Here is a 19,672-nt window from a genome sequence, read left to right as displayed (position 1 = left end):
CTCGACGGCGGACTCGGCGCCGATATCCTCGTCGGCGGCAGCGGCAACGACCAGCTTGCTGGCGGCTTTGGCGCCGACACCGCCGAGGTCGCCGCCACCATGGCCGAGCTGACGCTGACGCGCGCGGACGACGGCTCGGCCACCCTGCTCGGCCCCACCGGCACCGATACCCTCGGCGCCGATGTCGAGCTGCTGGTCAGCACCGCCGATGGCGCCCTCACCCTGGTGCAGACCTTCTCGGCGGCGCGCCAGTTCACCGACGGCAACGCCTTCGACGCGAGCTTCTATCTCGCCGAGAACCCGGACGTCGCCGCCGCCGTCGCCGCCGGCACCTTCGCCACCGCCCTGGACCACTTCCAGCAATGGGGCATCGCCGAGGGGCGCGCACCGCACGCGCTCTGGGACGGCGAGGACTACCTCGCCGACAACCCCGACGTCGCCGCCGCCGTCGCCGCCGGCACCTTCGCCTCGGCCGTCGAGCACTACTGGTCCTACGGCGCCGACGAGAACCGCGCCCCCGGCCCCTGGTTCGACACCGCCGCCTATCTCGCGGCCAACCCCGACGTCGCCGCAGCCGGGCTCGACGCCACCTCGCACTTCGTCCTCTGGGGCGCGGCCGAGGGACGACTCGGCACCGTTGCCGACACCGCGCTGCTGCTCGCCTGAGCCTGGTTCAACCGAGCAGGACCGCGCCGCCCAGCGCCATCAGCGCCAGCGCCGAGAGCAGGCGGATACGGCGCTGGGCAGACGCCGACAGCAGACGCCCGAGCCACACCACCAGCGCGACCAGCAGGCACCACCACAGCATCGAGCCGAGCAACACCCCGACGACCAGGGCCCAGGCCCCACTACTGGCAATGGTCGCCCCCGACTGACCGAAGGCGGCCAGGGCGACGACGAAGGCGAAGAGGGTCATCGGGTTGGTGAGGGTCAGGGCCAGGGCCGAGAGCAACGCCGAGCCGTGCCGCGGGGGCGCTGGAACCGCCGACGGCACGACTGCGACATCGACCAGCTGACGCATGCCCAGCAGTATCAACAGGAGGCCACCGGTCAGGCGCAGCCCGGCGGCATGAGCGGTGAGCAGCTCGGCAAGGGCGGTGGCGCCGAGGGCCACCAGCGCACCGTAGCAGGCATCGGCCAGGGCCGCACCCAGACCGGTCGCCAAGCCATTGCGTGCGCCGTGGGCCAGGGTACGGCTCATGCACAGCAGCCCCACCGGACCAGGGGGAGCAGCGATCGCCACGCCCAGCATCAGACCCGCGATCAACGGCTGCCAGGGCAGGAGCTCCATCGCCCTGGGCGGACTAATCCGCGCGCCGCCAGCGTCCGAGCACCCGGCGCGCCCACAGGCTGTCGGGGAGCAGTGCGAGATAGACGACGACGAGGATCAACAGCTGATACCACTGGCTGCTCAGCCATAGCGGGGTGATGCCCTCCTCGAGCCAACCCTCGGCGAGACGCTGCAGGTTGAAGAAGCAGAAATAGGCGAGGAAGGCGAGCGCCAGACGTCCGGTCGAACTCTGACGCGGCGAGACCGCCACCAGCGGGATCGCCAGCACCGCCAGGGTGAAGATCGCCAGCGGCGCGGCCAGACGGTGTTCGAACTCGACCCGATCGGCCAGGTCGGCGGCGACGCGCAGCTCCGAGGTCGGGACCGTCGAGCGCTTGCCGCGCGCGCGCGCGGCGCGCTCCTTGGCGCGGATACGGATCTCGTAGGCATCGAAGTCGCCGATCATGAAGGCGGCCTCTCCGGGGTTGCCGTCGAAGCGATGACCGCTGGTGAGGGTGACCAGATGGTCGCCGCTGCCCTCCTCGAGCCGGTGCACCCCGCCTTCGCTGACCACCATGCGGTTGGTGCCACCGCGCCGATCGAGCAGGAAGACGTCGCCGAGCGAGCGATGGCGGTCGATCGCGCCGATATAGACCACCACATCGCCCTCTTCCTCGACATAGAAGCGTCCCGGCTGCAGCCCGGCGATCTGCGCCGCCTGCTCCTTCTGCTGCATGCGGATGTCCTGGATGCCGGTGGCCGCCCAGGGTTGGAGCACCAGGGCGAACCAGGCGGTGAGCGCGGCGACCGGGACGGCGAGCAGCAGCAGCGCGCGATAGGTGCGCGAGGGACCGAGCCCGCAGGCGTGCATGGCGATCAGCTCGCTGTCGCGCGCCAGGCGGCTGAGGGTGACCAGCGCGGCGAGGAAGAAGGCCGGCGGCAACAGGCTGGAGGCATCGCGCACCAGCTGATAACCAAGGAAGCGGAACACCAGGGTCACGCTCAGCGCGCCGACGTTGACCTCCTCGAAGGTGCGCAGCAACAACATGCTGGCGACGATCAGCGCGAGCGTCAGCACGATGGCCAGGAAGACCTTGGTCACCTCCCGCAGCACATAGCGATCGACGATTCCGAGCATGGCGTTTCCGTTACCCGAGCGGTGTCATTCTGACACGCGCGGGCCGATCGCCGCCATCGGCGACCGACCCCGGTGATCGAGGAGGCGCTCAGGCCTTGCGCAGATAGCAGGCCTTGAGCATCAGGTTGCCGAGATCGGTCTTGCAGTCGACCTCGTGGTCGCCGTCGACCAGACGGATGTTCTTGATCTTGGTACCGACCTTCAACGGCGAGGAGCTGCCCTTGACCTTGAGGTCCTTGATCACCACCACGGTATCGCCGTCGGCGAGCAGGTTGCCGTTGGCGTCGCGCACCCCGGCCTCGGCCTGCTCCTCCGTCTCCTCCTCATGCATCGACCACTCGTGGGCGCAATCGGGGCAGATGTAGAGCATGCCGTCGGAATAGGTGTTCTCGCTCTCACACCGAGGGCAACGCGGGTAATCGGACATGGTGAATTCCTGAGTGGATCGATGGGAAGCCGAGCACGGTAGTGGGTCGGCGCGGCTTTGACAAGGGGATGACAGGACCCGCCGCGGGTGGCGGGCCCTGGCGCGCTCAGTCCTCGAGCGCCTTGGCCGCGACCTCGTAGACGTCGCGCGAGAGCGCCTCGGCGGCGAGCACGCGCTCGATCTCGGCGCGCATCAGCGCCTGGCGAGCGGCATCGAAGCGCCGCCAGCGCACCAGCGCGCGCATCAGCCGCGAGGCGACCTGGGGGTTGAGCGGATCAAGCTCGAGCACGCGATCGGCGAGGAAGCGATAACCGCTGCCGTCGGCGGCGTGGAAGCACACCGGGTTGGCGTTGCAGAAGGCGCCGATCAGGCTGCGCACACGATTGGGATTGCGCAGCGAGAAGTCGGGGTCGCGCATCAGCCGCTCGACCCGCGCCAGGGTATCGGGCCGTGGGCTGGTGGCCTGGACGCTGAACCACTTGTCGAGCACCAGCGGCTCGCCCGACCAGCGGGTGTGGAAACTGCTCAGCGCCTCCAGCCCGGCCTCGCCGCCATGGTCGACCAGCAGGCGCAGCGCGCTGATGCAGTCGGTCATGTTGCGTGCGGCCTCGAACTGGGCGATGCAGCGCGCCAGCCCCTCGGCGTCGCCGGCGGCGAGCAGATAGCCCAGGGCGCGGTTCTTCAGCGCCCGCGCACCGATCGCCTCGGGGGTGAGGCGATAGGGGCCGGTGTCGTCATGGGCGGCGTGGACCGCCAGCAACCGATCGCGCAACCGCGCGCCGATGGCCCGCTCCAGGGTACAACGGGCGCGATGGATACCGTCGACGTCGACCACCGCCAGCTGATCGCCGAGATAGGACTCGGCGGGCAGGGTCAGCACCTCGGCGAGCAGCGCCGGATCGCCGGTGCGATCGTCGAGCGCCTGGGCGAAAGCGGCGAAGAAGGACTCGGGGATCACCGCGGCGGGATCCTCCACCAGTCGCAGCAACAGACGCTGCATCAGCGTCTGGGCCGCATCCCAGCGGTTGAAGCCGTCGCCGTCATGGGCCATCAGGAACATCAACTCGGCATCGCTGTAGTCGAAGCGCAGCCGCACCGGGGCGCTGAATCCACGCAGCAGCGAGGGCACCGGCGGCTCGGGGACATCGACGAAGGTGAAGCACTGCTCGGCCTCGCGCAGCTCCAGCACCCGGGTGCCGGCGGGCGCCGCCCCGTCCTCGCCGTCGAGGCGCAGCGCCAGCTCGCGCCCCTCGGCATCGAGCAGCGCCAGGGCCAGCGGCAGGTGCAGCGGCGCCTTCTCCGGCTGCCCCGGGGTCGACGGGGTGTGTTGACGCACCCGCAGCCGATAGGTCGCCGATCCGGCGTCGTGATGACCCTCGACCTCGAGCTCCGGGGTGCCGGCCTGGCTGTACCAGCGACGGAACTGACCGAGATCGCAGCCACTGGCGTCCTCCATGCAGCGCACGAAGTCGTCGGTGGTCACCGCCTGACCGTCATGGCGCTCGAAATAGAGGTCGGTGGCGCGACGGAAACGCTCGGGACCGAGCAGTGCGGCCTGCATCCGCACCAGCTCGGCGCCCTTCTCGTAGACGGTGACGGTGTAGAAGTTGTTGATCTCGATATAGGACTCGGGGCGCACCGGATGAGCCATGGGGCTGGCGTCCTCGGCGAACTGGTGAGCGCGCAGCAGACGCACGTCGGCGATGCGCTTGCCCCCGCGCGAGCCCATGTCGGCGGAGAACTCCTGGTCGCGATAGACGGTGAAGCCCTCCTTGAGACTGAGCTGGAACCAGTCGCGACAGGTGATGCGGTTGCCGGTCCAGTTGTGGAAGTACTCGTGGGCGATCACCCCCTCGATACCCTGGAAGTCCTGATCGGTGGCGGTGTCGGGGCGGGCGAGCACGTACTTGTCGTTGAAGACGTTGAGCCCCTTGTTCTCCATCGCGCCCATGTTGAAGTGGCTGACGGCGACGATCATGAAGATGTCGAGGTCGTACTCGCGCCCGTAGCGCTCCTCGTCCCAGCGCATCGACTGCTTGAGCGAGCGCATTGCGTGGTCGCACTTGTCGAGGTTGTGCGGCTCGACATAGATGCGCAGCGCCACCTCGCGCCCGGAGGCGGTGGTGAAGCGGTCCTCGACCGCGCGCAGGTCGCCGGCGATGAGCGCGAACAGATAGCAGGGCTTTGGGAAGGGATCGACCCAGCGCGCCAGCTGGCGACCGTCGTCGAGGGTGCGTTGTTCGGCGGGGTTGCCGTTGGCGAGCAGCACCGGATAGCGCTCGGTGTCGGCGATCAGCGTGGTGGTGAAGCGCGCCATCACGTCCGGGCGATCGAGAAAATAGGTGATGCGGCGGAAGCCCTCGGCCTCGCACTGGGTGCAGAGCATGTCGCCGGACTGGTAGAGCCCCTCGAGCGCGGTGTTCTGGCTCGGGCTGATCGTCACCCGGGTGGTGAGGGTAAAGCGGTCGGGGACGCGGTGGATGGTCAGCGACTCGGGCTCGACCCGATACTCGGCCGGGGTCAGCGGCTGATCGTCGAGGGCCACCGACTCGAGTTCGAGCTGCTCGCCGTCGAGCCGCAGATCACCGTCGCCGCGGGTGGCGGCGGGATTGCGACGCAGCGCCAGACGCGCCTCGACCCGGGTCCGGTCGGCATCGAGTTCGAAACGCAGATCGACGGTATCGATCAGGAACTCGGGTGGACGGTAATCCTTGAGATGGACAGGGTGCGGGTTGTTACGATACATGATGATCCTGATGACGAGTCGACGAGACGACGGCGGGAGACCGCGCGCCTTGCTTCTGCTTGAAGCTTTCCGGCGGACCGGCGCGATTTCAACCGCCCGCGGCCTTCATCGACATGTTACTACCCGAGCCATCGACAGAGCGAAACCATGCCCCGAGTCACCCTCTACACCACCCAGACCTGTCCCTACTGCATCCGTGCCCGCCGGCTGCTCGAGCGCAAGGGCGTCGTCTACGAGGAGATCGACATCAACGACGACCCGGCACAGCGCGCGGTGATGATCGAGCGCAGCGGTCGCCACACGGTGCCGCAGATCTTCATCGGCGAGCGTCATATCGGCGGCTATGACGACATGGCCGAACTCGACGTCTGCGGCGACCTCGACCCGCTGCTCGCGGCATGAGCGCCGGCGACGCCCGGGCGCTCGACAGCCTGCGACTCGACAAGTGGCTGTGGGCGGCGCGCTTTTTCAAGACCCGCCAGCTTGCCGTCGAGGCGATCAACGGCGGCAAGGTCCATGTCGAGGGCCAGCGCGCCAAGCCCGGACGCACCATCCGTCCCGGCAACCGGCTGGAAATCCACAAGGGCGCCCTGACCTGGGAGATCGAGGTCGTGGCGATCGATCGTCAACGTCGTGGCGCGACCGAGGCCGCCACCCTCTATGTCGAGGACGAGGCCAGCCGGCTGCGCCGTCAGGCGCTGGTGCACGAACGGCGCGAGCGCGGCGAGATTCACGACCGGCGCGGACGCCCCACCAAGCGCGACCGACGGCAGATCCACCGCTTCACCGACCCGTCCCACGGGCAGGAGTGAACAACGCTTGGACGAGGAGCCCGGCGAGGTGCGAGAGGCAGCGCGCGAGTGCGCCTTCGCGCTGGCGCTGCTGAACGCGCACGACTGCAGTCATGCCGAGCGCTACTGCATCGGCGAGCGCAGCGGCGTGCGCTGTGGTGCCGAGTCGCCCTGGCGGCGCTGTCGCGCGTTGCGGCTGCTGCTGCGCGAGCGCGCGCGCTTCGCGCTCGCCACCCCGGGCACCCGCGAGCGGCTGTCACACGCCCAGAGCCTGCGGCTGCAGCTCGGCGGGCTGCGCGGCATCGCCACCGCGCTGGCACCCGACGCCTCGACCCGGGCGATCCGTGACGTCCATGCCCTGCTGGTCGAGGCACGCGCACGCTACGGCAGCCTCGAGGCACTGCCCTTCGAGCACATCGTCCGCCGGATCAGCGCCTATCGCGGTCGTCGCCGCGAGCAGCGCTGAGGCGGCGCGCGCTCAACCCTCGGCGGGTGGCTGATAGTGCGGATCCCTGGGGTTGAGGAAGATGAAGTGGAACTGGCCCGGTTCCAGCTCGACATAGTCCATGGTCGCCTCATCGAGCAACGGCACGTGCTCGGGCGCCATGCAGACCTCGATCCCCTCGGTCTGGAAGCGGATATCCTCCTCGCCGACCTCGTCGAAACCCATGCGGTAGTCGATCCCGCCATCGGGCCCTTGGTGCGCGGCGAGCCGCAGCGCCAGCCCCTCGGTCCCGCCCTGTCTGGCCGCCTCGAGCACCTGTCGGGCGGCCGCCGTGGTGAGTCTGAACATCTCATCCCCTTGGTCTTCAGTCGTGTTCCCTGACACCGCGCCGCAGCACCTCACGGGCTAGGGCCCGCCGAGACTGCGGGCGACCTGTCGCAGGAAGCGCCCGGTCCAGCCGCTGCCGCCGACGTCGCGCAGATGACTGTAGCAGGCGAGCAGCCGTTGCTGTACCACGCCGTCGTGCCGACCGTCGATGCCGCTGCCGCGCACCACCTCGAAGCCATAGCGCCACCCCGGGTCGGGCGCGATCAACGCCGAGTGATGGAACTCGTGCGCGGCCAGCTCGCGACCCGCCCCGCCACCGGGCCAGGGATGATCCCCGGTCTCGCGCAGCCGCACCAGCCCCCGCCCCTGCGGGCGCGGGTGCATCATCACCTCGGCGGCGAGCGCGCCGACCATGGCGCGGCGCTCGCCGCGCCAATGCAGCCCGGCGCAGAGATACATCAGCCCGCCGCACTCGGCATAGACGGGTCGGCCTGCGGCGACGAACTCGGCGATCTGGGCGCGCAGCGTACGATTGGCCTCCAGCTCGGCCATCCGCAGCTCGGGGAAGCCGCCGCCGATGAACAGCGCATCGACCGCCGGCAGCTCGGCATCGACCAGTGGACTGAAAGGGACCAGCTCGGCACCGGCGCGGGCGAGCGCGCGCAGGTCGTCGGGGTAGTAGAACCCGAACACCGCATCGCGGGCGATGCCGATACGCAGCCCGGCGCCGTGCGGCGCCACCGCCGGCTCGGGCGGCGGCGCGGGCGGCACCGGGGCCGACTCGGCGAGCGCCAGCAACTGATCGAGATCGAGCTGCTCGGCGACCCGGCGCGCCAGGGTGTCGATGGTCGACTCGGCGCTCGCCGTCTCGATGCTCGGCATCAGCCCGAGATGGCGCTCGTCGATGGCGAGCGCGGCGTCGCGCTCGATCACCCCGAGCACCGGCAGGTCGGTGTAGTGCTCGACGGCGCGCACCAGACCGGCGGCGTGACGCGCCGAGCCGACCCGGTTGAGCACCACCCCGGCGAGCCGCAGCCCGGGGTCGAAGGTCTGGTAGCCGAGCAGCAGGGGCGCGATGCCGCGCCCCATGCCCTGACAGTTGACCACCAGCACCACCGGCGCGGCGAGCGCCCGGGCGAGCGCGGCGTTGCTGTTGGCACCGTCGAGCGCGGTGTCGTCGAACAGCCCCATGTTGCCCTCGATCAGCGCCACATCGGCCCCGGCGCACTCGCGCCCGAAGGCCGCAAGGATCTCGGCGCGATCCATGGTGTTGAAGTCGAGGTTGAGACAGAGGCGCCCGGCGGCCTGGCTCAGCCACAGCGGGTCGATATAGTCGGGTCCCTTCTTGAACGGCTGTACCGCCAGGCCACGCCCGCGCAAGGCGCGACACAGACCGATGGCGAGCGTGGTCTTGCCCGAGGACTTCTGCGGCGCGGAGAGATAGAGGTGGGCCATTCGGGATCGCGGATCAAGGTCCGCGTAGCCGACTCGGCAGCGACGCGGACGCGGGTGGGTCAGGCGGCCTTGGCGACCGGCTGCTCGATGGTCTCCTCGTCGATCGGCAACACCTCGTCGGCGAGCGACTCGGGGAGGAACTGCAGCACCCGCACCCCGACGGCGGTGATCAGCAGCGCCAGCCCCACCCCGCCGAACCCGAGCAGCAGCTCCGGCAGGGTCGGGTGATAGGGCGCCGGCTGGCCACCGACACCGTCGAGAAAACCGGACTCGAGGATGGTCTTGCCGGGGAAGAGCTGCAACGGATAGGCCTGGCTGGCGATGATCACCACCGCGAGCGCGGCCAGACCGCCGAGGATCACCAGCACGCAGGCGGCGGCGACCCAGGGTGCCTCGGCGCCGCGTACCGGGTGGTAGAGGATGCCGAGCGGCACCAGCGAGCCGAGCAGGATCCAGCCGACCCAGAAGAGGAAGGTGTAGACCCCGCCGCCGAACAGCAGCCAGCCCTCGAACCCCTGGTCCTTGGCACCATAGGCGCTGGTGAGGTGATAGACCAGGGTGAAATAGAGCACGGCGAGCACGAACACCGCCAGCAGGTTCTTCAGTCGGCGCAGCATCCGCGCGCCGATCGGACGCCGGTCCTCGGCGAAGCCGAACATCAACACCAGCACGAACAGCGCCAGCCCGTAGGCGAAGGACATGGCCACGAACATCGGGCCGAGGATCGCCGCGTCATAGGCCTGACGCGCCACCAGGAAGCCGAAGATGGAGCCGGTGCCGGTGGTCAGCGCCAGACGCCAGACCAGCGCGAAGATCCCGACCGGACGGATGAAGGGGTCGCCCTTGCGGTCGGCCATGCTCCACAGATAGGCGATCACGATCGCCATGAAGCCGGTGTAGAGGAAGATGTTCCAGGCGAAGATCGACTTGAAGTTGTAGGTGGTGAGCGCGACCACCAGGCGTTCCGGGCGTCCCAGGTCGAGCACCAGCACCATCAGTCCGCCGGCGAGCAGGGCCATCGCCAGCAGCCCCGAGAGCCGTCCCAGGGGTTTGTAGATCGGCTTGCGGAAGACGCTGCCGATCGAGGCGATGTTGAGCGCCCCGGACGAGGCGATGATGAGGAACACCGCGAACACGTGCGGCGTGCCCCAGACCACCGCGTTGTTCATCCCGGTGACCCAGTGTCCCTCGTGCTCCATGTAGGCGAAGGCGAGCAGCCCGGCCCCCACCATCAGGGCGAGCACGCCGAGGATGCCCCAGTAGCGCGCCGGGGCGAGACGCCATTCGCGATAGACGATTCGCTTCATGCTCAGACTCTCCCGCCGGGATCAGACGCCGGCATAGCGCACCCCGGTATTGAGCGCCAGGTCCTCGCGGATCTGGCGGGTCGGCTCGCTGGCGAGGAACCGACTGATGGCGCTGTCCGGGTCGGCCAGGTCGCCGAACAGGATGGCGCCGTGTCCGGTCTCGGCGCAGGCCTCGGCACAGGCCGTCGAGGGGATGCCGAAGTCGCGCCGGTGGACGCAGAGATTGCAGCTCTCGACACAGCCCTTGCCACGCGGCACGTGACTGAGCTGATCGCTCAGCGCCTCGTGGATGAAGCTGCGCGCCTTGTAGGGGCAGGCCATCATGCAGTAGCGACAACCGATGCAGGTGTGACGGTCGACCATGACGATGCCATCGGCGCGCTTGAAGGAGGCGCCGGTGGGACAGACGTCGACACAGGGCGGATGCTCGCAGTGCTGGCACATCAGCGGCAGATTGGTCTCGCGCCCGGTCTGGTCGTCGCGCAGCCGGACCTTGCGGACCCACACCGCGCGCTGCGCCGCCCAATCGGCGGGCGTCGCCCCCTCGGGCGGGCGCTGCAGGTCGAGCCCGTTCTCATGGGCGCAGGCATCGACACAGGCCGTACAGCCCGCGGCACACTTGGCCGTGTCGATCGCCAGCCCCCAGCGCACCCGGCCGTCGGCCGGGTTGTCACGCGGGGTGGTCTCGAGCGCGCGCACCACCACCGCCGGCGCGGCCAGCGCCGCCCCGGCGCCGGCCGCCGCCCCGAGCAGCCGACGCCGCTCCCGATCGATCTCCGCTCGTTGTTCGCTCATGGTTGTCCCGCTCCCTGACCGTGGTGCGCCTCGCCCACGGCGCGCCGCGCGGCCTCGGCCATGGGCCCGGCCATGGGGCCACGCGGTACCGCCGCATGGCAATCGAAGCAGTTGAGATCGACCGCGGCATAGGCATGACAGGCGCCGCAGAACTGGTCGGCGCGGTTGATCGGCACGGCCTGTCCCCGGACATCGTGACCGATGTGGCACTCGACACAGCCGGCGAGGCTGTACTTGCTGGTGCGGATACCGCTGTGCACGGTGCGATCGCGCTGGTGCTTGATGAACTCCATGTGCTGGCGACGCATCAGCTCGGTGGGCTCGACACAGGCACCGAGCCCGGCGGCCTCGGAGCCGGGCACCACATAGTTGCGGGCGCTGGCCGAGGGCGCCACCGCGAGGACGGCGAGCATCCACAGCAGGGCCACGGCGAGCGTCCGGGTGGTTGATACAGCATTGACCATCGGCGCCTCTCCCTCGGGACTATTCGCCCAGTCCCATCTTGATGTAGCCGGTCGGACAGACGTCGGCGCAGATGTGACAGCCGATACAGCGACTGTAATCGGTGTCGACATAGCGTCCGGTGGTGCGCGCGGCCTTGTCGACCCGGAACACCGCGTCCTGCGGACAGAAGATGACGCAGTTGTCGCACTCGAAGCACATCCCGCAGCTCATGCAGCGCTTGGCCTCGTCGATCGCCTGCGCCTCGCTCAACCCGGCAACCCGCTCGGCGAAGTGAGCGAGCACCTGCTCGGCGCTCGGCACCTGCTCCTGACGGAGGTTGCGGGCATGGTGGTTGAAGTGACCGAGATAGAGCTCCTCATGGGGGATGACCTCGGCCCCGGAGCGGTCCTCGTAGTTGTGCACCGCATAGTCCGCCGCCGAGGTGCCGCGCAGGTCGCCGGCCTCGCCGACGACGAAGGGCTGCGGCGCGCGCTCGACCTCGGCGAGCTTGTCGAGCAGGTTGAAGTGATGGACGTCGACCTTGGGGCGGCGCCGCTGCTCGACCTGACCGAGATAGGCGTCGATCGACTCGACCGCGACCCAGGCCTGACCGATGGCGGTGGTGAGCAGGTGGGGACGGATGATGTCGCCGGCGACGAAGTGTCCCGGACGGCCCGGCACCTGATGGAACTTGTCGGCGTCGATCAGCCCGCGACCGTTGTCGAGGGTCTCGAGGCCGGAGAGATCACCGCCCTGGCCGATCGCCGAGACGATCAGATCGGCCTCGAGCACCCGCTCGGTGCCCTCGACCGCCACCGGCCGCCCCTCCTCCATGCGGCAGTCGGCGACCCGCAGCCCGGTGGCGCGCCCTTCGGCGTTCTTGAGCACCTCGAGCGGCATCACCCCATCGAGGATGGTCACGCCCTCGCGGGTGGCATCGGTGACCTCGTGCTCGGCGGCGGTCATCTGCTCGCGCGAGAACAGCGAGGTCAGGGTCACCTCGGCGCCCTCGGCGGCGGCCGCGCCGGCGGTGTCGTGGGCGAGATAGCCGTCGTGGATCACCGTCTCGGGGAGGTCGCGCTTGGCGTGCTCGGGCAGGTGGCCGAGACGACGCGCCACCGAGACCACGTCGATCGAGGTGTCGCCGCCACCGACGCAGACCACCTTGGCGGCGGTGACCTTCATCCGCCCCTCGTTGAAGGCCTTGAGGAAGGCGACGCCGGAGACACAGTTGGGCGTGCCCTCCCAACCCGGTACCGGCAGCCCGCGCCCGCTCTGACAGCCGAGCGCCCAGAGCACGGCGTCGTAGTCGCGCTCGAGTTCGGCGACGGCGAGATCGCGCCCGACCCGGGTATTGAGCCGCACCTCGACCTGGCCGAGGTCGAGGATGCGCTGGATCTCGGCATCGAGCCGGTCGCGCGGCACCCGATAGCCGGGGATGCCGAAGCGGAACATGCCGCCGAGCGCGCTGTTGGCCTCGAAGATGGTGCAGGCGTGCCCCCGGCGCCGCAGCTGATAGGCGGCGGCCAGCCCCGCCGGACCACCGCCGACGATCGCCACCCGCTTGCCGGTGTCCGGCGGCGGCGGGGCGAAGCGGTAGCCGTTGTCGATGGCCGAGTCGCCGATGAACTGCTCGACGGCGTTGATGCCGACGAAGTCCTCCAGCGCGTTGCGGTTGCAACCGTCCTGACAGGGTGCGGGACAGACCCGGCCCATCATCGCCGGGAAGGGGTTGGCATCGGTCGAGCGGCGAAAGGCGTACTCGCGCCAGTCCATGTCCGCCGGCGGTTGCTCGAGCCCGCGCACGATCTGCAGCCAGCCGCGGATGTCCTCGCCCGAGGGGCAACTGCCCTGACAGGGCGGGGTCTTGTGGACATAGGTCGGACACTTGTGGGAGCTGTCCTCCATGAAGATCTTGTCGGTCAGATCCTCCCAGACGTTGGCCCCGTCCTCGAAGCGGCGCCAGGAAGGCTTGGTCTTCATCTCGTCGCTGGAAGTCGCCATAGGGTTCTCTCTCTAGTGACCGAATTGCCCCCGGATGACCGACCCGGGTGTCTTGTCGCGCGCGTCCCGTCGCCGGCCCGGGATCAGGCCGCCGCGGGCGCGTCCTCCTCGTCGTCGTCCTCGCCGCCCTCCAGCACGATCGCGTTGGAGACGAGCTGGTGGAGACTGACGATCTGATCCATCTCCATGCCGTAGTAGGGCAGCACCTTGGTGAACTGGCTCTTGCAGATGGCGCAGATCGCCGCCATGTGCGTCACCCCCTTCTCCTGCATCACGTTGTTGAGCGCATCGAGCCGGGGCTTGGCCCCCTTCACCCGCAGCTCGATGAGGTCGTCGGTGAGCAGCCCGCCGCCACCGCCGCAACAGAAGGTGCGGTCGCGGATGGTGTCCTCGTCCATGTCGTAGAAGTGATTGCAGGTGGCGCGGATGATCGCGCGCGGGATCTCGAACTGGCCGCCGGGGACCTCGCCCATGCGCGAGGCGCGGGCGACGTTGCAGCTGTCGTGGAAGGTGATGACCTTGTCGTCGTTCTCGGACTTGTCGAAGGTCAGCCGCCCCTGCTCGATCAGGTCGTGGGTGAACTCGCAGATGTGCTGCGGCACCGGATAGCGCGGGTCGAGGAAGTCCCAGGGCCCGGCGAGGGTGTTGAGGAAGCTGTAGGCCACCCGCCAGGCGTGGCCACACTCGCCGAAGACGATGCGCTTGACCTTGAGCGCGATGGCCGCCTCGCGAATGCGCTGGGCGACCCGGCGCATGTTGTCGTAGGAGCCGATGAACATGCCGAAGTTGGCCGCCTCGGAGGCGTGCGAACTCAGCGTCCAGGACACCCCGGCGGCATGGAAGACCTTGCCGTAGCCGATCAGCCCGTCGACGTGCGGCTCGGCGAAGAAGTCGGCCGAGGGGGTGACCAGCAGGATCTCGGCGCCCTCCTCGTCGATCGGGTAGCGCACCTTGACGCCGGTCTCGTCGAAGACGTCCTCCTCGAGCCCCTCGAGGGTGTCGACCAGCGCCGGGCCGGGCAGGCCGAGGTTGTTGCCGATCTTGTAGACCTTGCCGATGATCTCGTTGCAGTACTTCTGCCCCACCCCGATGCTGTCCATGATCTCGCGCGCGGCCATCGAGATCTCGGCGGTATCGATGCCATAGGGACAGAACACCGAGCAGCGCCGACACTGCGAGCACTGGTGGAAATAGCTGTACCAGTCGTCGAGCACCTCCTTGGTGAAGTCCTCGGCGCCGACGAGCTTGGGGAAGAACCGACCGCCGAGGGTGAAGTAGCGCCGATAGACCTTGCGCATCAGGTCCTGGCGGCCCACCGGCATGTTCTTCGGGTCCTGGGTGCCGAGGAAGTAGTGACACTTGTCGGTACAGGCCCCGCACTTGACGCAGGAGTCGAGATAGACGCGCAGCGAGCGATACTTGCCGAGCAGCTCGCCCATCTTGTCGATCGCCCGCGTCTGCCAGTCCTCGACCAGCTCGCCGGGGAAGCCGAGCGGCGCCTGGAACTCGGCCTTGGAGACGAAGGGGGCGCTGTGAGCCATGGCCTCCGGGGTAACCGCGGGCACCTCGGTGTAGGGGGTCAGCTCGGGGACGTCGAATGTTGCCTTGGCCATGGCTCAACCTCGCGGATCGGACGACGCGGCGGGCGCCTGCTGCTCGAGTTCTCGCGCCCAGGGCGCGAGGTGGCGACGCTCGCGCGGATCGTCGACCTGGTTGCGCGTCGGGCTGAAGAACAGACCCGGGGCATGGAGCAGCTTGCTGTAGGGGAAGACGATCATCAGCAGCGCCACCAGCAGCAGATGCAGCAGCAGCAGCGGATCGGCCGGCAGCGGCTGGGGATCGAGGGCGTAGAGACCGAGGAAGAAGCTCTTGATGGCCACCACGTCGGTGTGGAAGACGAACTTCATCAGCAGCCCGCTCGCGCCGATCAGCACCAGCAGGGCGAGCATCAGATGATCGGAGGTCGAGGAGATATAGCGCACCCGATCGACCAGGAAGCGACGCGCCCACAACCCGATCAGCCCGATGACCATGGCGATCCCGCCATAGATGCCGAAGGGCTGGACGAGGGCGATCGGCGCCCACACCGGCTCGATGAAATAACGCAGGTGACGCAGGGTGACCAGGAACAGTCCGAAGTGGAAGATCCAGCCGAAGATCCAGGTCCATTTGTTGCCGCGGAACAGGCTCTCGAACAGCACCACCTCGCGGGTCATGCGTAGCGCCACGCCGCTGCGGCTGGTCGGCGCCGGGGTGGTGGGGATCTTCAGCGGGGCCGGGGTGCGGGCATAGCGCACCACCTTGACGACCAGGCCGGAGACCAGCACGAAGGCGGCGACATAGAACAGGACGGCGTAGAAATGGGTCAGGAACGCCATACTTCCGCTCCCTTTAGGGTGATCTCTCTGCGGTTGCCGGAGAGACGTCGCCGGTCGCCCGACGCCGTCCGTCGACGCCGGGGCGGGCGCACCCGCCCCGGACATCGGACTCAGACGCAGCCGGTCGGCTTGGGCAGCCCGGCGAAGCGGCAGGCCTGCTTGGCCGGCCCGTAGGGGAAGAGGCTGTAGAGATACTTGCTGTTGCCCTTCTCCTTGCCGAGCTTCTTGCCCACGGCCTTGGTCAGCACGCGCACCGCGGGAGCGATCTGGTACTCCTCGTAGTACTCGCGCAGGAAGTTGATGATGTCCCAGTGTTCCTCGCTCAACTCCAGGTTGTCCTGCTTGGCCATCACGTCGGCCACCGCGGGCACCCAGTCGTTGAGGTCGGCCAGGTAGCCCTCCTCGTCCACGGCCAGTTGTTTGCCGTCAACTTCGATGGTGTCGGACATGGTGATGTCTCCTTCTTCGGTGCGTGAATTGAGTTACAACCAGGCCTGGACCTTGTCGTGCTCCGCGGCGAGATCCACGAAGCCGGCGTAGTCCACGACGCCGATTCCCTCGATGATGCGATCCTCGGACAATCCGCGCGCCTTGAGGTCGGGCCCGAGCACGTAGAGCCTGAGTCTGCCGAGTGCCTCGCGAACCCGTGACTCCGCGCCGGTCCCGGCGAGGGCCGCGTAGACGCCGTCCTCGAACAGCAGGACGGCCGCGCCATCGCTGGCGAATTGCACACAGGATTCTAGCGAATTGCGCTCGAACGGTGACTTGTTGACGGTATGCAGGATGCTCATGCGTCCCCCTTGCCGGAGACGCCCGCAACGGCCGCCCCCGCGATACATGGATACGACGACGGGGCCGGTCTCCCCCCGGCGACCGGTGCCGACTCAGAAGCTGAAGACCACATCGGCCTCGTCCATCAGCGCCCGCGCCCGGGTGCGGTCGACCACCTCGACGATGTTGTCGACCTCCTCCTCGGTCTCCGGATCCTCCCAGGCGATCTCGACCAGATCCTCGCGGGTGAGACCGCGCGCGGCGAGCGACTCACCGTCGACATAGATCCGCCCGACCTCGTAGTCGCCGAGGGTGCGGAAGGTGGGCGAGAAGTTCTTCATGCCGATCTCGCGGGGATCCTGGCCCTTGACCAGTTGATAGACCCCGTCGTCGAGGAACATCACCCCGACGTCCTGATCGAAGGCGGCGCCGATCAGCACCACCTCGAGCGCCTCCCAGGCGTAGATGGTGCCGTAGGGGGCCTTGCGGTTGAGATAGAGGAATTGTTTCACGGTTTCAGACATCGTCTCCTCCCCCTAGTCGCCGAAGACCACCAGCCGGTCGGCGGCGATCGCCGCCTCGACCAGCTGCCCGAGACCCGAGATGCGGAACCTGGGGTGGATGTTGGTGGCATCCTTGCCGTTGCGCTTGGCCTCGCCCTCGTCGACGATGCCGCGACGCTGCGCCGCGGCCACGCACACCACCAGATCGAGGTCGTGCTGCTCGGCGAGCTCGGCCCAGCGGTTGACGATATGGCGGTCGTCCTGCGGCGGGGTGGTCAAGCGCGTCGCGTTGTTGACACCGTCGTGATAGAAGAACACGCGGAAGATCTCGTGCCCCTTCTCCAATGCCGCCCGGGCGAAGTGATAGGCCGAGTCGGCGGCCTGGTGCTGATAGGGTCCTTCGTTGATCTGTAGAGCGAACTTCATGACGTCCTCGCTCGGAGTGGATGGGGCCGCACGGCCTCAGAAACGGATGTAGGAGGAGCTGTTGAAGCTCGCCCGCGAGCCGCGCCAGGTATCGATGTGATACTTGGTGAAGGGTAGCTCGACCTCCTCGAAGAAGCGCGGCCAGCCGATGCGCTCGATCCACTCGTTGATCCGCTCCCAGTCGCGCGCGCCCTCCTTGTAGGCCTTGAGGATACGCTTGACGATGGCCGTGGCCTCGGGCCAGCGCGGCGGGTTGTTGGGGATGCCGGCGGCGACCAGTTTCTGGAAGCTCGGCTTGCTGCGCGCGTTGGAGTGGCTGCCGCCGACCCAGATGGCGAGCTTGGTGTGCTCGGCGTCGTTGATCTGCATCGGCGGACAGGGCGGATAGCAGGCGCCGCAGCAGATGCACTTGCGCTCGTCGACCTCCAGCGAGGGCTTGCCGTTGACCATCGCCGGGCGGATCGCCGCCACCGGACAGCGGGCCACCACCGAGGGGCGCTCGCAGACGTTGGCCACCAGGTCGTGATTGATCTTCGGCGGCTTGGTGTGCTGGACGTTGATCGCGATATCGCCCTGACCGCCGCAGTTGATCTGGCAGCAGGAGGTGGTGATGTGCACCCGGTTGGGCATGTTGGTGTTGCGGAACTCCTCGACCAGCTCGTCCATCATCGCCTTGACCACGCCCGAGGCGTCGGTGCCGGGGATGTCGCAGTGCAGCCAGCCCTGGGTGTGGGAGATCATGGTCACCGAGTTCTGGGTGCCGCCGACGATGAAGCCGGCGTCCTCCAGGGCCTCGATCAGCGGCGTGACCTTGGACTCGTCGGTGACCAGGTACTCGATGTTCGAGCGCAGGGTGAAGTGCACGTGCCCCTCGGCGAAGGTGTCGCCGATGTCGCACAGCTTGCGCAGGGTGAAGACGTCGAGGATGCGCTGGGTGCCGGCCTTGACCGTCCACACCCGATCACCGTTGTAGGCCACGTGCAGCAGCACGCCGGGACGCGGGTGCTCGTGGTACTTCCACTGCCCGAAGTTCTTGCGCATCACCGGATGCATGTACTGCCAGGGATCCGGGCATCCGGATTCGATCGGCTCGCGCATGTCGGCCATTGCCTTGTCCTCCAGTTGTCTCAGTCAGCCATCGCTCGTGCGCGACCCGGCACGGGCCGCGACCTCGCCGCTCAGCCCGCCGCCTCGGCCTGACGCTCGAACCAGGCCTCGGCGGCCTGATCCCAGCCGTCCATGCGCACATAGGAGCTCTGACGCGGATGGTTGAGCATGTTGGGATCGGGCTCGATACCGATGCCCTCGAGGAAGTTGGCCAGACCGATGCGCTCGATCATCTCGCCGCAGCGCTCGTGCTCGAGCCCGTTCTCGGCCCAGAAGTCGATGATGGTCTCGGCCAGCTCGACCAGCGACGCGTAATCCTCCTCGGTGTCGAGCTTCTTGAAGGGCACGATCACGGTGCCCATCAGGTCACCGATCTTGAGGGTACGCTTGCCGCCGACGAGGATGGTCACGCCGCGATCGTCGCCGGGGTGCAGCGCCTTGGGCATGACGTTGAGACAGTGCATGCAGCGCACGCAGTCGCGGTTGTCGACGGCGAGGGTATCGTCGTCGTTGAGCGAGAGCGCCTGGGTCGGACAGCGGGTGATGACGTTGTCGATGTAGTACTGCCGGCCCTTCTCTGCGACATAGCGACGGACCTCGTCCTGGTCGACCTTCATGTCGTCGCGCCAGGTGCCGATCACCGCGAAGTCGGAGCGCTCGATGGCGTTCTGACAGTCGTTGGCGCAGCCCGAGATCTTGAACTTGAACTTGTAGGGCAAGGCCGGACGATGCACGTCGTCGGTGAAGTTGTTGACCAGCAGCCGGTGCGCCTTGAGCTCGTTGGTGCAGGACATCTCGCAGCGCGCCGCGCCGATGCAGGACATCGCGGTGCGCACGCAGGGACCGGCGCCGCCGAGGTCCCAGCCGTAGTCGTTGATCTCGTCGAAGAAGTGCTGGGTGTTCTCGGTGCTCGAGCCGATGAACATGATGTTGCCGGTCTGACCGTGGAAGGTGACCAGCCCCGAGCCCCACTTCTCCCAGCTGTCGGCGAGCTGGCGCAGCATCGCGGTGGAGTAATGGTTGCCCGCCGGCGGCTGTACCCGCAGGGTATGGAATTCCTTGGAGCTGGGGAACGCCTTGCCGACCTCGGAGAAGCGCGGAATGATGCCGCCGCCATAGCCGTAGACCGAGACGGTGCCGCCCTTCCAGTACCCCTTGCGGGTCTCGTAGGAGTGCTCGAGTTGACCGAGCAGGTCATTGGCCATGGCGTTGATGCGGTTTTCCGGGTGCTGATCGCGCAACCGCTTGATCCCGGAGATGAAGCTCGGCCAGGGCCCGCTCTCGAGCTGATCGAGCATCGGGGTGGAGTGCTTATCGATGGACATTGCGCTGTCTCTC

At 68.1% G+C, this 19,672-nt stretch carries 21 protein-coding genes and 1 pseudogene; 4 read left to right on the top strand and 18 right to left on the bottom strand.

Annotated elements, in window-relative coordinates; genetic code table 11:
- Window positions 1–666: pseudogene (locus tag EBL84_RS17090) on the top strand (hypothetical protein); the annotation flags it as partial.
- 7 nt (window positions 667–673) lie between these two features.
- Here EBL84_RS17090 and EBL84_RS09810 read toward each other — a convergent pair.
- The 4 genes from EBL84_RS09810 to pepN all read right to left on the bottom strand — a co-directional run bounded on the left by EBL84_RS09810 (window position 674) and on the right by pepN (window position 5,581).
- A complete protein-coding gene (locus EBL84_RS09810) occupies window positions 674–1,291 on the bottom strand; it encodes a LysE family transporter (RefSeq protein WP_123140644.1) in 618 nt (205 codons plus the stop codon).
- 13 nt (window positions 1,292–1,304) lie between these two features.
- Entirely contained in the window at window positions 1,305–2,408 is a 1,104-nt protein-coding gene (gene lptF / locus EBL84_RS09805) for an LPS export ABC transporter permease LptF (RefSeq protein WP_123140643.1), read from the bottom strand.
- An 88-nt stretch (window positions 2,409–2,496) separates the two neighbouring features.
- Window positions 2,497–2,835 (bottom strand): zinc ribbon domain-containing protein YjdM, encoded by a 339-nt coding sequence (locus EBL84_RS09800; RefSeq protein WP_005223319.1) that lies wholly within the window; start codon window positions 2,833–2,835, stop codon window positions 2,497–2,499.
- Between the two features lie 106 nt (window positions 2,836–2,941).
- The gene (gene pepN / locus EBL84_RS09795) at window positions 2,942–5,581 is read right to left on the bottom strand and encodes an aminopeptidase N (protein ID WP_123140642.1); all 2,640 of its coding nucleotides are present in this window, start codon (window positions 5,579–5,581) and stop codon (window positions 2,942–2,944) included.
- Window positions 5,582–5,728: 147 nt separating this feature from the next.
- Here pepN and grxC point away from each other — a divergent pair, with 147 nt between their 5' ends.
- Genes grxC through EBL84_RS09780 form a run of 3 tightly spaced genes read left to right on the top strand, consistent with a single transcriptional unit; the run spans window position 5,729 to window position 6,838 of the window.
- Window positions 5,729–5,983, top strand: a complete 255-nt coding sequence (grxC, locus tag EBL84_RS09790; protein WP_123140641.1) for a glutaredoxin 3 — start codon at window positions 5,729–5,731, stop codon at window positions 5,981–5,983.
- Entirely contained in the window at window positions 5,980–6,393 is a 414-nt protein-coding gene (locus EBL84_RS09785; RefSeq protein ID WP_123140640.1) for an RNA-binding S4 domain-containing protein, read from the top strand. Before grxC ends, EBL84_RS09785 begins: the two co-directional genes overlap by 4 nt.
- A gap of 7 nt (window positions 6,394–6,400) precedes the next feature.
- Entirely contained in the window at window positions 6,401–6,838 is a 438-nt protein-coding gene (locus EBL84_RS09780) for a hypothetical protein (protein WP_123140639.1), read from the top strand.
- Window positions 6,839–6,850: 12 nt separating this feature from the next.
- Here EBL84_RS09780 and EBL84_RS09775 read toward each other — a convergent pair whose 3' ends face one another.
- From EBL84_RS09775 to dsrA, 14 genes are all read right to left on the bottom strand, one after another.
- Window positions 6,851–7,165: an iron-sulfur cluster assembly accessory protein gene (locus tag EBL84_RS09775; protein ID WP_123140638.1), complete on the bottom strand. Its 315-nt coding sequence runs from the start codon at window positions 7,163–7,165 to the stop codon at window positions 6,851–6,853.
- A 57-nt stretch (window positions 7,166–7,222) separates the two neighbouring features.
- Window positions 7,223–8,599, bottom strand: a complete 1,377-nt coding sequence (locus EBL84_RS09770) for a cobyrinate a,c-diamide synthase (RefSeq protein ID WP_123140637.1) — start codon at window positions 8,597–8,599, stop codon at window positions 7,223–7,225.
- A gap of 59 nt (window positions 8,600–8,658) precedes the next feature.
- Window positions 8,659–9,906: an NrfD/PsrC family molybdoenzyme membrane anchor subunit gene (nrfD, locus tag EBL84_RS09765; protein WP_062277718.1), complete on the bottom strand. Its 1,248-nt coding sequence runs from the start codon at window positions 9,904–9,906 to the stop codon at window positions 8,659–8,661.
- A 21-nt stretch (window positions 9,907–9,927) separates the two neighbouring features.
- Window positions 9,928–10,701: a sulfate reduction electron transfer complex DsrMKJOP subunit DsrO gene (dsrO, locus tag EBL84_RS09760; RefSeq protein WP_005223303.1), complete on the bottom strand. Its 774-nt coding sequence runs from the start codon at window positions 10,699–10,701 to the stop codon at window positions 9,928–9,930.
- Window positions 10,698–11,165 (bottom strand): hypothetical protein, encoded by a 468-nt coding sequence (locus EBL84_RS09755; RefSeq protein WP_005223301.1) that lies wholly within the window; start codon window positions 11,163–11,165, stop codon window positions 10,698–10,700. Before EBL84_RS09755 ends, dsrO begins: the two co-directional genes overlap by 4 nt.
- Window positions 11,166–11,184: 19 nt before the next feature.
- The gene (locus tag EBL84_RS09750) at window positions 11,185–13,149 is read right to left on the bottom strand and encodes an NAD(P)-binding protein (protein WP_123140636.1); all 1,965 of its coding nucleotides are present in this window, start codon (window positions 13,147–13,149) and stop codon (window positions 11,185–11,187) included.
- An 83-nt stretch (window positions 13,150–13,232) separates the two neighbouring features.
- Window positions 13,233–14,762, bottom strand: coding sequence for a sulfate reduction electron transfer complex DsrMKJOP subunit DsrK (gene dsrK, locus EBL84_RS09745; RefSeq protein WP_123140635.1), 1,530 nt, complete (start codon window positions 14,760–14,762; stop codon window positions 13,233–13,235).
- 3 nt (window positions 14,763–14,765) lie between these two features.
- Complete coding sequence (locus tag EBL84_RS09740; RefSeq protein WP_123140634.1) at window positions 14,766–15,527, bottom strand: respiratory nitrate reductase subunit gamma; 762 nt, start codon at window positions 15,525–15,527, stop codon at window positions 14,766–14,768.
- Between the two features lie 110 nt (window positions 15,528–15,637).
- Window positions 15,638–15,976: a TusE/DsrC/DsvC family sulfur relay protein gene (locus tag EBL84_RS09735; protein WP_005223295.1), complete on the bottom strand. Its 339-nt coding sequence runs from the start codon at window positions 15,974–15,976 to the stop codon at window positions 15,638–15,640.
- A gap of 33 nt (window positions 15,977–16,009) precedes the next feature.
- Complete coding sequence (gene tusB / locus EBL84_RS09730) at window positions 16,010–16,318, bottom strand: sulfurtransferase complex subunit TusB (protein ID WP_005223294.1); 309 nt, start codon at window positions 16,316–16,318, stop codon at window positions 16,010–16,012.
- Window positions 16,319–16,411: 93 nt separating this feature from the next.
- A complete protein-coding gene (gene tusC, locus EBL84_RS09725; protein ID WP_123140633.1) occupies window positions 16,412–16,822 on the bottom strand; it encodes a sulfurtransferase complex subunit TusC in 411 nt (136 codons plus the stop codon).
- 12 nt (window positions 16,823–16,834) lie between these two features.
- Complete coding sequence (tusD, locus tag EBL84_RS09720) at window positions 16,835–17,227, bottom strand: sulfurtransferase complex subunit TusD (RefSeq protein WP_062277694.1); 393 nt, start codon at window positions 17,225–17,227, stop codon at window positions 16,835–16,837.
- A 36-nt stretch (window positions 17,228–17,263) separates the two neighbouring features.
- Window positions 17,264–18,334, bottom strand: a complete 1,071-nt coding sequence (gene dsrB, locus EBL84_RS09715) for a dissimilatory-type sulfite reductase subunit beta (RefSeq protein ID WP_005223288.1) — start codon at window positions 18,332–18,334, stop codon at window positions 17,264–17,266.
- Window positions 18,335–18,405: 71 nt separating this feature from the next.
- The gene (dsrA, locus tag EBL84_RS09710; RefSeq protein ID WP_123140632.1) at window positions 18,406–19,659 is read right to left on the bottom strand and encodes a dissimilatory-type sulfite reductase subunit alpha; all 1,254 of its coding nucleotides are present in this window, start codon (window positions 19,657–19,659) and stop codon (window positions 18,406–18,408) included.
- Between the last annotated feature and the right edge of the window lie 13 nt (window positions 19,660–19,672).

This window comes from Marichromatium sp. AB31 (genome assembly GCF_003718685.1).
Taxonomy (GTDB): domain Bacteria; phylum Pseudomonadota; class Gammaproteobacteria; order Chromatiales; family Chromatiaceae; genus Marichromatium; species Marichromatium gracile.
Note: the sequence above shows the minus strand (reverse complement) of the source record. Positions and strands in the feature narration are given on the sequence as shown.

Coding starts and splice junctions, on each gene's coding strand:
- EBL84_RS09770 (WP_123140637.1), bottom strand. CDS start 8,599: ATGGCCCACCTCTATCTCTCCGCGCCGCAGAAGTCCTCGGGCAAGACC.
- EBL84_RS09775 (WP_123140638.1), bottom strand. CDS start 7,165: ATGTTCAGACTCACCACGGCGGCCGCCCGACAGGTGCTCGAGGCGGCC.
- dsrO (WP_005223303.1), bottom strand. CDS start 10,701: ATGAGCGAACAACGAGCGGAGATCGATCGGGAGCGGCGTCGGCTGCTC.
- EBL84_RS09800 (WP_005223319.1), bottom strand. CDS start 2,835: ATGTCCGATTACCCGCGTTGCCCTCGGTGTGAGAGCGAGAACACCTAT.
- grxC (WP_123140641.1), top strand. CDS start 5,729: ATGCCCCGAGTCACCCTCTACACCACCCAGACCTGTCCCTACTGCATC.
- lptF (WP_123140643.1), bottom strand. CDS start 2,408: ATGCTCGGAATCGTCGATCGCTATGTGCTGCGGGAGGTGACCAAGGTC.
- tusD (WP_062277694.1), bottom strand. CDS start 17,227: ATGAAGTTCGCTCTACAGATCAACGAAGGACCCTATCAGCACCAGGCC.
- EBL84_RS09785 (WP_123140640.1), top strand. CDS start 5,980: ATGAGCGCCGGCGACGCCCGGGCGCTCGACAGCCTGCGACTCGACAAG.
- nrfD (WP_062277718.1), bottom strand. CDS start 9,906: ATGAAGCGAATCGTCTATCGCGAATGGCGTCTCGCCCCGGCGCGCTAC.
- dsrA (WP_123140632.1), bottom strand. CDS start 19,659: ATGTCCATCGATAAGCACTCCACCCCGATGCTCGATCAGCTCGAGAGC.
- dsrK (WP_123140635.1), bottom strand. CDS start 14,762: ATGGCCAAGGCAACATTCGACGTCCCCGAGCTGACCCCCTACACCGAG.
- pepN (WP_123140642.1), bottom strand. CDS start 5,581: ATGTATCGTAACAACCCGCACCCTGTCCATCTCAAGGATTACCGTCCA.
- EBL84_RS09810 (WP_123140644.1), bottom strand. CDS start 1,291: ATGGAGCTCCTGCCCTGGCAGCCGTTGATCGCGGGTCTGATGCTGGGC.
- EBL84_RS09755 (WP_005223301.1), bottom strand. CDS start 11,165: ATGGTCAATGCTGTATCAACCACCCGGACGCTCGCCGTGGCCCTGCTG.
- EBL84_RS09735 (WP_005223295.1), bottom strand. CDS start 15,976: ATGTCCGACACCATCGAAGTTGACGGCAAACAACTGGCCGTGGACGAG.
- EBL84_RS09750 (WP_123140636.1), bottom strand. CDS start 13,149: ATGGCGACTTCCAGCGACGAGATGAAGACCAAGCCTTCCTGGCGCCGC.
- tusB (WP_005223294.1), bottom strand. CDS start 16,318: ATGAGCATCCTGCATACCGTCAACAAGTCACCGTTCGAGCGCAATTCG.
- tusC (WP_123140633.1), bottom strand. CDS start 16,822: ATGTCTGAAACCGTGAAACAATTCCTCTATCTCAACCGCAAGGCCCCC.
- EBL84_RS09740 (WP_123140634.1), bottom strand. CDS start 15,527: ATGGCGTTCCTGACCCATTTCTACGCCGTCCTGTTCTATGTCGCCGCC.
- dsrB (WP_005223288.1), bottom strand. CDS start 18,334: ATGGCCGACATGCGCGAGCCGATCGAATCCGGATGCCCGGATCCCTGG.